The sequence below is a fragment of the Candidatus Dadabacteria bacterium genome (genome assembly GCA_009840385.1).
Classification (GTDB): Bacteria; Desulfobacterota_D; UBA1144; order Nemesobacterales; family Nemesobacteraceae; genus Nemesobacter; species Nemesobacter australis.
On sequence record VXNX01000001.1, the window covers coordinates 51,509 to 65,417 of the forward strand.

Below are 13,909 nucleotides of genomic sequence, written 5' to 3' on the forward strand. Positions count from 1 at the left end.
CACCCGTGCGTGCTGGCGTCCTGATGTATCATCATCCCCACCTGCTACAGAGGAAATAAATCTAGACAGCTTCCCCGCCGCAAAAGCGGACAACTGATTTGCTACAAATCCGGACATATGACTTATTATTAACACATCTACTTGAAAACAGTTAACCAAGAAGTTAGATTTACCGTTAGGTCCTAAGACTTTCACAGCCTGCGATGTTCAGTTGACATCGGCAATCCGTCAACTTAAAAGAATAATTTCTTAATAATACGATGGAGCAAGCGGCTGGTTATAGGGGTAATTACCTAAAAAAGGGGGCGCTGAGGCAATAGAAAAAGAGGAAACAGAAAAAGCCGGTTAAGAGGGGCGGTTTCATCTTCCGTTCCTCCCGTAAGGGGGGTCGGGTTACCGGTCTAGCTATTAAGATGCCCTTCTTTCTTTATAGATGACTGTTCCGCCAGCCCGACCTCCTGTTTTCTAGGTTTGTCAAGTTTAATACATAATTCCCTTTTTAAGAATTGTGACCTTTAGATATAACTCCCATACTTTTGCTACGTTACATTCAGTTTTGCCAATTTTCAAAAGGAACTTATGTGCGTTTAAATACACTAAGAGTTGAACAAGAAAGAAAATTTTTCCTAGTTAGCAAAGACATTATCCTCAATTGCCAAGCCAGCCAGAAATCTCTCCTATCTCTTCCAGAAAGACGGCATGAAAAGCACCAGAACCGTGTAGAGTTCAAGCCTCCCTATGATCATGGCCAATGAAAGCATGATTTTCGTTGGCGAACTCAGATGGGAATAGTGGCTTGTCGGACCGACCTCGTCGAAAGCAGGTCCGACGTTGGTTATGGAAGCAGCCGCGGCCGAGACGGCGGATTCCAGAGATATATCCTCAAGCATGAGAACCACAAGAGCAATGAAGCCGAAAAGGAAAATGTAAAGGATGAAAAAGCTCGTTATGCTCGAGACAGCTTTCTCGTTTATTGTCTTTCCCTCTATGGTTATGGGAGAAACCACGTTCGGATAAACGAGTCTTCGTATCTCTCTGTGAGCTTTTTTGAAAAGCACCATGATCCTCAGCCCCTTTACCGACCCGGAAGTCGATCCCGCGCACGCGCCGAAAAACATCAGCATGAAAATCACCCATTTCACGAAAGCCGGCCACGCGTCAAAATCCGTGGTGGTAAATCCGGTCGTGGTGATAATCGAAACCACCTGAAAAGAAGCGTAACGCAGGGACTCGGAGAAGGTTCCGTAAACACCGGTCTGGATGAGCTCTAAAGCAATGAACATCGTCGCAGCAATGACGAAAAAGAGATAGAACCGAAACTCAGAGTTTCTTAAAAGCCTCCCGGGCTTCCCGGTAAAAAAGTAGAAATGAAGCACAAAGCTAGTTCCCCCGAGGAACATGAAAAATGTAATCAGCCCCTGTATGTAGACGCTGTCATAAGCCCCTATGCTTGCATCCCTGCAGGAGAAACCCCCTGTCGAGAGGGTGCTGAAAGAATGTGTCAGGGCGTCAAAAAAGCTCATTCCACCGAAAATGAGAAGTACCGTCAACACGGCAGTAAGGGCAATATATACAATCCAGAGCTTCTTGGCCGTCTCGGCTATTTTAGGAGCGAACTTCTCCGCCGTCGGTCCAGTGGTCTCAAGCCCCATTAGCTGCGCCCCGCCGACAAAAAGCTTGGGGAAAATCGCAATTCCCAGAACTATTATTCCCATGCCGCCGAGCCACTGAGTAAAGTTCCTCCAGAAAAGAATTCCCTTGGGAAGCCACTCAATGGACGCAAGCGCGGTGGCTCCGGTGGTGGTAAAACCCGCGGTCGATTCGAAAAGCGCATCGACCGGGCTGGCGAACACCCCGTAAACATAATAAGGGATGGCGCCGAAAACGCTTGCAAGCACCCAGCAAAGCACCGCAACCAGAAAACCTTCTCTTCTTCGTATCTCGGTCGGAGTTTCGGGAATGCGGCAAATGACCATAAGAGAAAGACCCGCAATTGATGTTATGAGCGCTGAGATCAGGAAGGCAAAGAGATCGTCCTCCGGGTAAAACAGCGTGCAGACAGCCGGCACGAGCATCAGCAGCCCGAGATACATCACGAACTTTCCCGTGATCTGAAAACAGAATCTAACGTTCACGAAACTAGTATTTCTTCAACCTTTTGCACGGCAGTCGGCAGGGAGAACACCACTAGACGGTCCCCGACCTGCGCAACGAAATCCCCGCCGGGGAATATCGGCTTCCCGTCTCTTATGCAGACGCCTATAACGGAATCGTGGGGCATTTTGCACTCAGAAAGTGGTATCCCGAGGATCTTAGTATGTTCGGTTACGTCAAACTCGAGAATTTCTCCCGCTCCCTCGTAAAGAAGCGATACGTTAGCCTCTCCGCCGAGATGAAGAGAGTTCAGAATGCCGTTTGCCACGGCCATGTTTACGCTTATTGCCCTGTCGATACCTATAGCTTCGAGCACTTCCACGTAATCGGGATTAGAGTAAAGCACCGTGCAGCGGTCAATGCCGAGATTTTTCGCGAGAAGGGCGCTTAGCACATTGTTTTCATCGTCGCCGGTAAGTGCAAGCAGGTAATCGCTCTTTTCAACCCCGGCTTCCTTCAGTATCTCGAGGTTGGTTCCGTCACCTTCAAACACCATTGCCCCGACAAGTTCCTCGGCTGCTGCCCTAGCCTTTTCACTATCGTTTTCAATGAGTCTTACGGAAAGCCCATTAGCGTGGAGCGTGGAAGCGACTTTGCACCCCACCCTGCCCCCGCCGACTATGATAACGGAATGGACCTTCTGGATTTTGAGGTTAAACAGCTTTTTAAGCTTCTCAAGAGCAGAAGGGACTCCGAGAGCGAATACGAAGTCGCCCGGGCGAAGCTCCGTATCTCCCCGCGGAATAGTTATCCTGTGCTCCCTTTGCAGTCCGACGAATGTCCAGTTCCTGGGACTGCTGACGAAATTTCTCAGCTTCTCGTTTATTATGGGCACCCCTTCATCCACCCGAAGTTTGAGAAGCTCTATCTGTCCGCTTGCAAAAAACTCCACCCTCCCCGCAAAAGGAGCACTTATGAGCGCACTTATCTTTTCCGAGATTATGCTGCTTGAGCTTATTACCGAGATGTTCGAGTTTTGTATGACTCCCTCGTATTCTGCATACTTCGCATTTTTTACCGCGGCAACGATTTTTTTGACTCCCGAGGCATGGGCGATAAACGAGGCGAGTATATTCGTTCTGTCATCTCCGGTAACCGCAAGAACTATGTCGGCCTTTTCTATCTCCGCTTGTCTCAGGACGGCGGGATCGTCCCCGCTTCCCTCAATTGCCAAGACATCCTGGGTTTCCTTGGCCTTGGCTATGAGCTCGGCGTCATTTTCAATAACCACAACTTCCTGACTCTTGGAGAGTTCCTTTGAGAGGAAATTTCCAACCTGCCCCAGACCTATTATCAGAATTCTCCGCATAGCAGCAAACTATACCTGCGCTTGCTTTCCGAGGACACCGCCGGAAAGCTGAAAAAGCCTTATCCCGAAGACAACCACGAGCAGCAGAGCCGCTAGCTGGGCTTGGGAAAGACCTTCTATGAAGCTAGGGGTAGTCTCCCTTATAAATTCAATAAAAAATCTCTGAGTACCGAGAATCACGAATCCTACCGCCGAGACAAAGCCCGTGGGACGATTCTCGGTTCTGATTTTCCAGAGAAAAACGAAAAGCAGCGCCATAAACAGCGTGTCGTAAAGCTGCGTGGGGTGAACGTCAACTACTCTTGCGGAAAAAGAAACCGCCCAAGGCAGGGAACACACGGTTCCGTAATCGCAGCCGTTAAGAAAGCAGCCTATCCTTCCTACCCCGTAACCAAGAATCAGGGCCGGACACACGACATCGAGAAGAACCTGAAAATGCGTTTTTCTTAGCCTGGATACGATCCACAGGGCCAAGAAAATTCCCACAAGCCCGCCCACCGATGAAAATCCCGATATGAAGTAACGCACGGGGTTGGCGAGAAACTCGGCTAAAGTGGCGTTCTGATACAGAAAAAGTATCTTGGCTCCCACGAGTCCGGCTATAAAGCACGCAAGCAGGAGGGTTGCGGGAAGGGACGGATCCATTTTCCTGCGGCTCACATCCGCGGACACCACCCAGTAAGCGACCAGATATCCCAGTGCGAGGAATACCGAATAGGAATATATAACCAGACCTCCGCCTAGATCGAAAAGTACCGGGTACATATGCGTCTCCCTGGGTTATTCCTCTTTCAGAAGAGAATCCACGTTTATCAAGGGCACCGTTTCGCTGCCCGTGAACTTGGGGAGAGTGCCGTCCCACTTCTCCGCGACTCGCAGTTGAATGATCTGCGGATTGTTCTTAAGTGCTTTCGCTTCCCTCTCAATCGCATCGGCTCTCGCCTTAGACGCCACTTCTATCTCGAAAGCATGGGCGCTTGCGGCGAGTTTCTTCTCCTCCGCGGCGGCTTCAGCCTGAGTCACCCTCCTTATTTTTTCGTTTTTGGCCTGAAGCGCCTCCTGCTCAGCCTTTACCTTGAGTTCAATCGCCCTGTTGAACTCATCCGAGAAATCAAAGTCCGTTATGGCGATGTTGGCTATTTTAAGAGCGCTTGTGGAAATCTCCTTCTCGGCAAGAGTAATTGATATGAAATTATTTATGGCCTCTTGTATCTCGACCTTCACTTCGGCCCTCTTGGTAACCAGCTGCTCGGCCGTGTACTTGGCCGTAATGGCCTTTACCGATTCCTGTATCGCAGGCTCTATAAGCGTCAGCGACACGGTGTTTCTCTTTCCTATCTTCTGAAATATAACGGGAGCTAGGTCTCCCGTAATGGAATACTGGAGAGTAACTTGAGTCTGTACCGTCTGGAGGTCCTTGGAGGCGGAAACGGCCTTGGCACTCGCCGCGGTAAGACGGATATCGATCTGTTCAACCTTATCCATGAAAGGTTTTTTCATGTGGAATCCCTCGGGAAGCGCCCTAGGCTGCACGGCGCCAAGGGTTCGCACGACCCCAACATGCCCGCTTTCCACTATTACGAAAACCCCTGTCACCAGAAAAAACAGCAGGATAAAAATTATCGGATAAAAAATATTAAGTTTGGGCAACTGCCTCCTCACTTTCATCTAATACCTCCGTTAGATACTTATGTGTCCATACATTATAATACTTGTGTGAAAAAACCGAAACTTACAAGAAAAAGACTTACAAGAAAAAGACTTCTGCAAGGAGCAAAAGCCTTCTCCCCAATTTACTCAAAGACAACTTTTCCTGAAATTTATGGAATAACCGACGGTAAAGCAGTTGGTACCTTCATTGAGCATAAGTTTAGGGAATATCTTGCCGAAACTTACGAATTCAAATCTGGAAGTTCCGCAAAAGGGATTGATTTTCCAAGCTTGGAAATTGACATAAAGGTCACAAGCATAAAACAGCCTCAATCATCTTGTCCCTACAAATCAGCAAACAAAAAATTTATGGGTTAGGATACTCACTTCTGGTTTTCGTTTATGAAAAGACTGACGATCATAATAACAAAACCGGTCGCCTGAACTTTCTACACACTATTTTTGTAGAGAAAGAGATTACGGGTGATTATCAAACCACCAGTGGATTACGCCATATACTAGAAAACAATGGTAACAACGACGATCTTATCGCATTTATGTATGAGAGAAACCTGCCCGTTGATGATATTCAAGCCAACAGAATCGCGGAGGAACTTCTTAAAAAGAAACCCGAACAAGGTTATCTGACCATTTCAAACGCCCTGCAGTGGAGATTGCAGTACGGTCGCATAATTGACGTAGCTGGGGATGTCAAAGGGGTACGCAACTTGCTGAAATAACAAGGAAATGACAAAAAACGAAAAAAAAGCAGAATACGGCGATTTTCAAACGCCTCAAGAACTGGCCCAGCAAGTCTGCAGATTGTTAAAAAAGAACAATCTTGCACCAAGAAGCATCGTGAACCAACTTGCGGCGTAGGCACTTTTTTCATGGAAGCACTGAACGCGTTTGATGAAGCAAAAATGGGATATGCCTGTGATATTGACGGTAGTTACATTGAGGTGTTAAAGAACTGGCTCTCAGATTACGACGGGGGCATTCTTGCCAGAGTTGAAACAGCCGATTTTTTCTCTAAAGACTGGGAATCCGCCTTGGATAATCTGCCGGAACCTATTCTAGTAATAGGAAATCCTCCATGGGTCACGAACTCACAACTTGGTCAGTTAAAAAGCGATAACCTGCCTGCAAAACAAAACCATAAAAAAATGAAGGGACTAGATGCTTTGACAGGAAAAAGCAATTTTGACATATCGGAGTGGATGATAAACCGGATGATTGAATGGCTCCAAGAAAAGCAGGGAACCGTAGCAATGTTATGTAAAACTTCGGTTGCAAGAAAAGTTCTGCTGAACTCATGGAAGCGCGACAAGAAGATGGAAGTCGCCACCATGCACCTAATTGATTCAAAATCTTATTTTCAGATTTCTGCCGAGGCCTGCCTGCTGACCATAACATCCTCTTATGAAAAACATAAAGAATGCAAAGTGTACAATAGTATCCAAGCGGACAATCCAGCTCAGACAATAGGATTACGGGATTGTTTTCTCGTTGCCGATATTCACGGCTATGAAAAAACAAAGCACCTAATCGAAAACGGTCAACATTACAAATGGAGAACAGGGATTAAACATGATTGCTCAAAAGTTATGGAATTGGAAAAAATAGGAAAAGACAGATACATAAACGGATTTGGTGAGACAAGCGAACTCGAAGACTTGTGTCTTTACCCCTTACTAAAAGGTTCCGGTCTTGCTAATGGAAAAACTCCCGAAAAATTCATGCTGGTTCCCCAGACAAAAATCGGTCAAGAAACAAGATATTTGGCGGAGACTGCACCTAAAACATTAGAATATCTGATAAAATATGGCGACCTGCTAGACCGTAGAGTAAGTTCAATATATAAAGGCAAACCAAGATTCTCCGTCTTCGGAGTCGGAGATTATACATTCAGCAGTTGGAAAGTGGCTATTCCTGCCCTTTACAAACAACTTGAGTTCTTTGTTGTAGGCCCTCACGAGGGTAAGGCGGTCGTGTTTGACGACACCGTGAATTTTATCGCCATGGATAATGCTGAAGAGTCCTACCGGTTAGCGGAACAACTGAACTCAAACACAGCAAATATCTTTTACAGATCTTTTATCTTCTGGGACAGTAAAAGGCCAATCACTGTTCAGTTACTTAGATCCTTGGATATTGACAGGCTATTGGCGGAATCAGGAAGCGAATTTAAATACAGTATCAGTAAAACCTCTAGACAATTGCAATTAATATAGAGTTTGGATAGCGGATTCACCCACTGGTCCCCCTCGCGTCCTTTATGAAAAGACGAGTTTCCCTTTCCCCGTTTCGCACGTTGAAGCGCAGAGCGAAAACCAGGTCTATTTCTTCGGGAAGGCGCTTTCGGGAAGCGTAAAACCAGATGCAGTTCAGCACAGAACCGTTTTTCCTCACCCTAAACCGGACATGCTGATTCCTAAGCAGGTTCTGGTCCATTACCCTAACGGCCCTCGAGAGAAAGAGAGGTTCGGGATTTCCCTCTCCGAAAGGCGAGAGAGTTTCAATCTCGGAGACAAGAGTATCGCTTATGGAAGCGAGAGTTATCTCGGAGTCTATATTAAGCCTGCTTTCGGGCTTCTGACCGCTTTTTTCAAGTTCTTCTGAGAACCTCTCCCTGAAAAGATCGATTTTTTCCTCCAAGACGGTTACCCCGGCCGCGTAGGCATGCCCACCGAATTCCATGAGAAGATCTTCGCACTTTGAAAGCACGGAGAAAATGTTGATTCCTCCGAAGGATCTTCCGCTTCCCCTCCCTACGCCGTTTTCATCAACCGAGATGAGAAAAGCGGGTTTCCCGTAAGACCCGGCTATGGAGGAAGCCACGATACCTACGACGCCTCTGTGCCATTTGCGGGAGGAGAGAACAAGCGAATTATACTTTGTGTCCCCGTGGACAGACTCAACCATCCGGGTCGCGTCACGCAGTATCCCCTCTTCGATCTCGCGACGCTTGGAGTTGCGCTCGTCAAGGAACTTCGCGAGGGAAAAAGCCTCCTCCCGGCTGTCGGAGAGGAGAAGCTCGACCGCCTTGTCCGCAGAATCAAGCCTGCCGGCCGCGTTTATCCTGGGACCAAGGCGAAAACCAAGATCGAATATCTCGATCCCGTCGCCTATGCCGCTTACATCCTTAAGGGCCCGCAGACCCGGCCTTTTGGGACTTCGCATTCTCTTAAGACCTTCCTTTAGCATGATCCTGTTTACGTTTTCCACAGGCACGCGATCAGAAACCGTTCCGAGCGAAACGAGGTCAAGAAAATCTCCCATGTTGGGTTCCGCCGCGGTCTCAAAAAATCCCTCTTCCCTGAGCGTTCTCCTGAGCGCAAGGGCGAGGTTAAACGCAACGCCGACGCCCGCGACTTCCTTTCCCGGGTACCCGCAGTCAGTCTGACGTGGATTAAGAACGGCAACAGCCTCGGGCAGCTGGCCCAAGAAACTGTGATGATCCGTAACTATGAAGTCCATCCCGAGAGCTCTGGCCTGCGCCACCTCGTCCACGGCAGTAATTCCGCAGTCAACCGAGATTACAAGGGTCACCTGTTTCTGTTTAAGAGCGCGAAGCGCCTGGGAGTTTACGCCGTAGCCCTCTTTAAACCTGTCGGGAATGTAGTATATGACGTCGCAGCCAAGAGCCCTTAGAAACCCCGTCAGAAGAGAAGTCGCCGTAACGCCGTCAACATCGTAGTCACCGTAGACGGCGATTTTTTCTTTTTTGTGAACGCACCTGCGAAGGCGCTCGACCGCCTCTTCCATCCCTTTCATCAGAAAAGGAGAAGGCAGATCAGAAAGTGATGCACAGAGAAAAGCCTCGGCATCCTGAGTTGAATTTATCCCCCTGTTTACCAGAAGTTCCGCCGTTATCGGCAGAATGCCGAGCTTTGCCGAAATTTTCTCAACCGGCCCCTTGGCGGGTTTTGCGACTACCCATTTCTTTTCCTTCATAAAAATTCCGCGGGGAGAGATTCAGGAAGAGGCGCCTTCTTTCCTCAGGTGCTCAACCAGACCCACAAGTCCGAGGTAATAACTGCGTGCCCCGAAGCCCGACACCACGCCGAGCGATACTCCTGAGACAAACGATTTCTGCCTGAAGTCCTCCCTTTTGTATATATTGGAAATATGAACTTCCACAACAGGCATTCCGGTTGAGAGTATGGCATCCCTTATTGCAACGCTGGTATGAGTATAGGCGCCGGGGTTTATCACTATTCCGTCAAACTTTCCATAGGCATCCTGTATAGCGGTGACTATCTCCCCTTCGGAATTTGACTGAAAGAAGGAAAGCTGGACATCCTCGCCCAGAGACTCGGTGTGGGAAGAAAGAAAAGACTCGATGTCTGAAAGGGTTAGGCTTCCGTAAATCTCAGGTTCCCTTTTGCCCAGCATGTTGAGATTCGGACCGTTTATGACGATTATTTCCATGGGACAAAATACCGCAAGTAATGATAATTAAAAGGTCGGGAAAAAACCAGACGAAGGCACTATTTTCCAAGAAGAGTCATTATCTCTTCGCGCTTGCCGCGGTAAACCGGGTTGTCGGGTTCAAGTTCGCAGAGAACCTCGACTACCTCCAAGGCATCCTCATAAAGCCCTTGGGAGAAGTAAAGATTAAGCATCGTGTCCGTTTCGAAAACCCCGACCTGTGGCTTGCTTTCCTTTCCCGGTTCGGGGGAAGGTTCTTCGGATTCCGGGAGGTCCTCCTCCAGTCGTTCCAAATATGAACCAGGTGATAGAGCCACCCTGAAGGCTTCGCCTGTTTTCCCCGCACTTTCGTATATATGTATCAATAGTTCTGAAGCCTGAGTGTTTCGATGATCAAGAGAAATGGCCTTTTTGAGTTCCTCCTCCGCGGCGGCGGCATCCCAGCACATAAGATAAGCTTTGGCGAGAATAACCCTCGCACGGCTGCTGTCTCCGTTCTTTCCGGTAAAATCAGAAACCAACAGTCTCGCCTTAGTTACTTCACCAAGCGCGAGAGAGACTTCCGCCATTGCAAGAAGCGAATCAGATTCGGGAAAAATCTTCGAGGTGTACTCGTACTTCTCCCTGAGCGTTTCAAGAGCATCCCGACTTAGGGTTTTAAGTTCATCCATAAGCCTTTGTCGCTTTTTCCAGCTGCTTAACCTTCCACACCTTTTCCCAATCCGCGCTGAGTACACTATTTACATGGAAATCGAATCGGCATTTCTGACCCGTTTCACCAAAGATACCGCAATGCTGGGAAGCGGACAACCCCAACCGGGACGATGTTCCGGCCCCATTTTACCTTTTTCTCATAAAAGAGAGCATCTCAACTTCCTTTATCCCAACTAACCTGGCGAGCAGGAAGTAAAGGGCAACGCCAATACCCACCGAGGTAGCCATGACTACTGTCTTGTCAAGAGAAAAACCGGTCTCGCTCCACGAGGAAAATCCGGCAATACCCCACACGGCAAAACCCATGACAACCGCAATCGCAAGAACCCTGAGCGAAAAGAAGATAATTTCCCGGGAAAGAAAACGTCCCAGCCTTCCGTTCAGCAGAACCACCAGCAGAACGAAGTTCGCCACCGAAGAAATGGAACTTGCAAGCGCCAGACCGAAGTGGTCAAGCGAAAAGACAAATCCCAGGACGAACCCGCAGACGGCGTTTAGCAGAAAGCAGAAAAACGCCACCTTTACCGGCGTCTTCGTATCCTGGAGAGCAAAAAAGGCGGGCACGGTGATGCGAATTCCTCCCACGGCAAAAAGTCCGAGTCCGTAGCCCAAAATGGCCTGGGAAGTGTTTATAACCGCCACGTAATCAAATTCGCCATGCTGGTAAAGGAAGTTGCAGAGCGGAACCCGCAAAGCAACTATCCCGACCATGGCGGGCACCATTATAAACAGCATGCGCCTTAGCGAACGCAGATATTCGGCGCCGAATCCATCGTAATCCTCTCTTGCAGCGTGGGATGAAAGAGCCGGAAGCATAACGGTCGCCAGGGAAACGGCCACCACTCCCAGGGGAAACTCTATTATTCTCTCCGCGAAGTAAAGATAGGAAACCGTTCCCTCGGACATGAAAGACGCGTACTGGGTGTTCACGAGTATATTGAGGTTATAGACCGCTATTCCGAAAAGCTGGGGGAACATGAGCAACGCGAGTCTTTTGACTGCCGGGTGGTTGAGGGTTCCGGTGAACCCGAACATGAACTTCTTTTCGCGGAGATAAAACAGGTGGAGCACCAGTTGCAACACCCCTCCGCCAAGAACCCCGAAACAGAGAGAAACGATAGGTACCTCAAGCTCCTGGTAAAGAAACAGGGCGCTTGCTATTATGCACAGGTTAAAAAGAACCGGAGAAAAAGCCGGAGCGAAGAAATGCCTTACGGAATTAAGAACCCCCATCGCAAGGGCGGTAAGAGATATGAAAAGCACGTAGGGAAAAACAAGTCTGTTGAGGTAGACCGCAAGATCGAAAGTCTTCTGATCGAACCCGTAGGCGAAAAGCTTCACGAGCCAGGGGGAAAAAATCACTCCCAGCGCTACCACCAAAACGAGAACAATTAAAAGCACGGTAAACGCGGAGCGCAGGGCGTTTTTCGCCTCCCGCCTGTCGCCCGATTCAAGATACTCGGAGAATATGGGTACGAAGACCGCCGCCAGAGATCCCTCGGCGAAAAGGCGGCGCAGCAGGTTGGGGATACGGAACGCGACGTAGAAGGCATCGGTTTGATAGCCCGCTCCGAAAAGCGCCGCCACCACAACATCCCTCAGGTATCCGATGATCCTGCTTAGAAGTGTGAGCAAGCTTACCAGCCCCCACTTGTGGCTATGATCTTCTCTTGTTTCCATGAAAATCCTGCTCCCCCGGCAGATCACCGCCTTCTGGAGAGCCGACAAATTCAAACTCTATCTCCCCCCTAAGCGCCTCGAGCACCTCGCGCGTTTCCGAAGCGAGTTCAGGGGTGGTGATCACCTTAACTATCATTTCCTGCGGCACCTCGGTCCTCACCCACATCAGGTGCCCGTAGGTGCCGAGTATCGCCTGCAAAAGAACGTTGGAGCTCTTATCCGCAAGTTTTATGAAAAAAACAGACATTTTTCCCTAAGCGAACTCAGATGGATTTTACCCGCAAAACCGCCGTGCCTTCGGATGAGAGTATATACAAAATAAGCGAACAAGTAGAATCCCGTACCCAACGGATAGTATTTTTTTCTTAAATCCCGTCCCGTCGTCCCACATTGTTAAAGTAACATCTAGTTTTATGTTTCCTCTGTCTGAACCCTGAAAAGATTAACTATTTCAAAATGTTACTTGACTTTTTGCATGTTTTTTTATAATTTATGAATTGGCATGAGAAGAATATATTATGGCATATAATGGCAGAAGATAGCATAAAATGTTCAGAGGACGATACGAACACACTATGACCAAGACCGGGAGGGTCAGCATCCCCTCAAAGTTCAGGGAGGTCTGCAGGAAGAAATACTCTGATGAGACCTTCGTAATCACGAACTTTGACCGCTATCTAATCGCCTACCCAATGAGGGAATGGAACGAGCTTGAAAAGAAGCTCTCCAAGGTATCCATAACCGACAGCGAGGCGATCTCTTCAATACGCTATCTCATGGGGAACGCGGTAGACTGCCCCGTGGACAACCAGGGAAGAGTACTGATTCCGCAGTCGCTGCGTTCATACGCGACCATCGAAACTGAAGTGGTCCTGGTCGGCATGCTGAAAAAAATAGAGATCTGGTCAAAGGAAATCTGGGAGAAAGAAAACGGCAGCGGGGCATTTGAGACCTTCATACAGAGCAGAGAGGTACTTGCCGGATATGGACTCTAAGAAAATAAAAGCCGCGGCCATAAGCTCTGAGCCGCAGGAACAGTTTCACTCCCCTGTTATGGCAAAAGAGGTGGTCGAGCACCTCGATCTGCCCGAGGGAGCCATAGTGATTGACGCGACCGTGGGTCTCGGCGGACACTCCGAGTGCTTTCTCAATGCATACCCCTTAATATCAAAGCTCATAGGAATGGATGTTGATCAGGCCGCCATCTCTCTTGCGAAGGGCAGACTTTCGGCCAGCGCGGAAAAAGTGGAGATGGTAAATAGGAATTTCATACACATAAAAAGCACGGTTAACTCCATGGGAATAGAATACGTCGACGGCATCGTCGCCGACTTGGGAATCTCCTCTTTCCAGCTTGAGCGCAGCGGCAAGGGATTCAGCTTCAGAAAAAACGAGTTTCTTGATATGAGGATGGATGCGGGCCTTCAGTTTTCCGCTTACGATCTCGTAAACGGAATGAAAACCGAAGAACTCGAATACATACTGAGAGAATACGGCGAAGAGAAATTCGCCGGGAGAATCGCTAGCTCGATAGTAAAAAGCAGGGCCAAAAAAAGTATACAGACTTCCTTTGAGCTGGCCTCGATAATCTCAAGTTCCATTCCCAAAAAGTTTCACCCGAAAAAGACTCATCCCGCGACCAAGACTTTCCAGGCGCTTCGGATCTCGATTAACAACGAACTCGACAACCTGGCGATCTTTATCGAAGAAGCCGTGAAGATTCTCAATACCGGGGCAAGACTGGCGATAATCTCTTTCCACTCGCTTGAAGACAGAATAGTCAAAAACATGTTCAGAAAACTTGACTCTCCCTGTGTTTGTCCTGCGGACCTTCCAATATGCGCATGCGGAAGAGTTCAGCAGGTAAGAAGGGTGACCCGCTCGGTCATAAGACCCAAGAAGAGCGAGGTGGAGGAAAATCCCAGGGCGAGGAGTTCAAAAATGAGAGTAGCAGAGGGGGTATAACCG

At 48.5% G+C, this 13,909-nt stretch carries 12 protein-coding genes and 1 pseudogene; 4 read left to right on the top strand and 9 right to left on the bottom strand.

Annotated elements, in window-relative coordinates; all coding sequences use genetic code 11:
- Positions 1–677: 677 nt before the first annotated feature.
- Genes F4X55_00225 through F4X55_00240 form a run of 4 tightly spaced genes read right to left on the bottom strand, consistent with a single transcriptional unit; the run spans position 678 to position 5,131 of the window.
- A complete protein-coding gene (locus tag F4X55_00225; GenBank protein ID MYC39436.1) occupies positions 678–2,135 on the bottom strand; it encodes a TrkH family potassium uptake protein in 1,458 nt (485 codons plus the stop codon).
- On the bottom strand, positions 2,132–3,463 hold the full coding sequence (trkA, locus tag F4X55_00230; GenBank protein MYC39437.1) for a Trk system potassium transporter TrkA: 1,332 nt from the start codon (positions 3,461–3,463) through the stop codon (positions 2,132–2,134). Before trkA ends, F4X55_00225 begins: the two co-directional genes overlap by 4 nt.
- Positions 3,464–3,472: 9 nt before the next feature.
- Positions 3,473–4,228 carry a prolipoprotein diacylglyceryl transferase gene (locus tag F4X55_00235; GenBank protein ID MYC39438.1) on the bottom strand — a complete coding sequence of 252 codons (756 nt, stop codon included), beginning with the start codon at positions 4,226–4,228 and terminating at the stop codon, positions 3,473–3,475.
- Between the two features lie 15 nt (positions 4,229–4,243).
- Positions 4,244–5,131: a prohibitin family protein gene (locus F4X55_00240; GenBank protein MYC39439.1), complete on the bottom strand. Its 888-nt coding sequence runs from the start codon at positions 5,129–5,131 to the stop codon at positions 4,244–4,246.
- A 48-nt stretch (positions 5,132–5,179) separates the two neighbouring features.
- Between F4X55_00240 and F4X55_00245 the strand changes: the two are divergent.
- Positions 5,180–5,853 (top strand): annotated as a pseudogene (locus tag F4X55_00245) (restriction endonuclease).
- Between the two features lie 150 nt (positions 5,854–6,003).
- Positions 6,004–7,347, top strand: coding sequence for an SAM-dependent methyltransferase (locus F4X55_00250; GenBank protein MYC39440.1), 1,344 nt, complete (start codon positions 6,004–6,006; stop codon positions 7,345–7,347).
- 16 nt (positions 7,348–7,363) lie between these two features.
- Here the strand turns inward: F4X55_00250 and recJ are convergent, their stop codons facing one another.
- The 5 genes from recJ to F4X55_00275 form a co-directional block, all read right to left on the bottom strand.
- On the bottom strand, positions 7,364–9,070 hold the full coding sequence (gene recJ / locus F4X55_00255) for a single-stranded-DNA-specific exonuclease RecJ (protein ID MYC39441.1): 1,707 nt from the start codon (positions 9,068–9,070) through the stop codon (positions 7,364–7,366).
- A gap of 21 nt (positions 9,071–9,091) precedes the next feature.
- Complete coding sequence (gene aroQ, locus F4X55_00260) at positions 9,092–9,547, bottom strand: type II 3-dehydroquinate dehydratase (GenBank protein ID MYC39442.1); 456 nt, start codon at positions 9,545–9,547, stop codon at positions 9,092–9,094.
- 59 nt (positions 9,548–9,606) lie between these two features.
- Positions 9,607–10,218 carry a hypothetical protein gene (locus F4X55_00265; protein ID MYC39443.1) on the bottom strand — a complete coding sequence of 204 codons (612 nt, stop codon included), beginning with the start codon at positions 10,216–10,218 and terminating at the stop codon, positions 9,607–9,609.
- Positions 10,219–10,387: 169 nt separating this feature from the next.
- Positions 10,388–11,941, bottom strand: a complete 1,554-nt coding sequence (murJ, locus tag F4X55_00270) for a murein biosynthesis integral membrane protein MurJ (protein ID MYC39444.1) — start codon at positions 11,939–11,941, stop codon at positions 10,388–10,390.
- Complete coding sequence (locus tag F4X55_00275; GenBank protein ID MYC39445.1) at positions 11,919–12,188, bottom strand: DUF4911 domain-containing protein; 270 nt, start codon at positions 12,186–12,188, stop codon at positions 11,919–11,921. Before F4X55_00275 ends, murJ begins: the two co-directional genes overlap by 23 nt.
- Positions 12,189–12,489: 301 nt before the next feature.
- Between F4X55_00275 and mraZ the strand changes: the two genes are divergently transcribed.
- The gene (gene mraZ / locus F4X55_00280) at positions 12,490–12,936 is read left to right on the top strand and encodes a division/cell wall cluster transcriptional repressor MraZ (GenBank protein ID MYC39446.1); all 447 of its coding nucleotides are present in this window, start codon (positions 12,490–12,492) and stop codon (positions 12,934–12,936) included.
- Positions 12,926–13,906, top strand: coding sequence for a 16S rRNA (cytosine(1402)-N(4))-methyltransferase RsmH (gene rsmH / locus F4X55_00285; GenBank protein ID MYC39447.1), 981 nt, complete (start codon positions 12,926–12,928; stop codon positions 13,904–13,906). Before mraZ ends, rsmH begins: the two co-directional genes overlap by 11 nt.
- Positions 13,907–13,909 lie beyond the last annotated feature (3 nt).

What these genes read in the sequence shown, in the direction of transcription:
- F4X55_00265 (MYC39443.1), bottom strand. Translation starts at nt 10,218, where the DNA reads ATGGATGAACTTAAAACCCTAAGTCGGGATGCTCTTGAAACGCTCAGG.
- F4X55_00275 (MYC39445.1), bottom strand. Translation starts at nt 12,188, where the DNA reads ATGTCTGTTTTTTTCATAAAACTTGCGGATAAGAGCTCCAACGTTCTT.
- recJ (MYC39441.1), bottom strand. Translation starts at nt 9,070, where the DNA reads ATGAAGGAAAAGAAATGGGTAGTCGCAAAACCCGCCAAGGGGCCGGTT.
- aroQ (MYC39442.1), bottom strand. Translation starts at nt 9,547, where the DNA reads ATGGAAATAATCGTCATAAACGGTCCGAATCTCAACATGCTGGGCAAA.
- murJ (MYC39444.1), bottom strand. Translation starts at nt 11,941, where the DNA reads ATGGAAACAAGAGAAGATCATAGCCACAAGTGGGGGCTGGTAAGCTTG.
- F4X55_00250 (MYC39440.1), top strand. Translation starts at nt 6,004, where the DNA reads ATGGAAGCACTGAACGCGTTTGATGAAGCAAAAATGGGATATGCCTGT.
- F4X55_00240 (MYC39439.1), bottom strand. Translation starts at nt 5,131, where the DNA reads ATGAAAGTGAGGAGGCAGTTGCCCAAACTTAATATTTTTTATCCGATA.
- F4X55_00235 (MYC39438.1), bottom strand. Translation starts at nt 4,228, where the DNA reads ATGTACCCGGTACTTTTCGATCTAGGCGGAGGTCTGGTTATATATTCC.
- rsmH (MYC39447.1), top strand. Translation starts at nt 12,926, where the DNA reads ATGGACTCTAAGAAAATAAAAGCCGCGGCCATAAGCTCTGAGCCGCAG.
- mraZ (MYC39446.1), top strand. Translation starts at nt 12,490, where the DNA reads ATGTTCAGAGGACGATACGAACACACTATGACCAAGACCGGGAGGGTC.
- trkA (MYC39437.1), bottom strand. Translation starts at nt 3,463, where the DNA reads ATGCGGAGAATTCTGATAATAGGTCTGGGGCAGGTTGGAAATTTCCTC.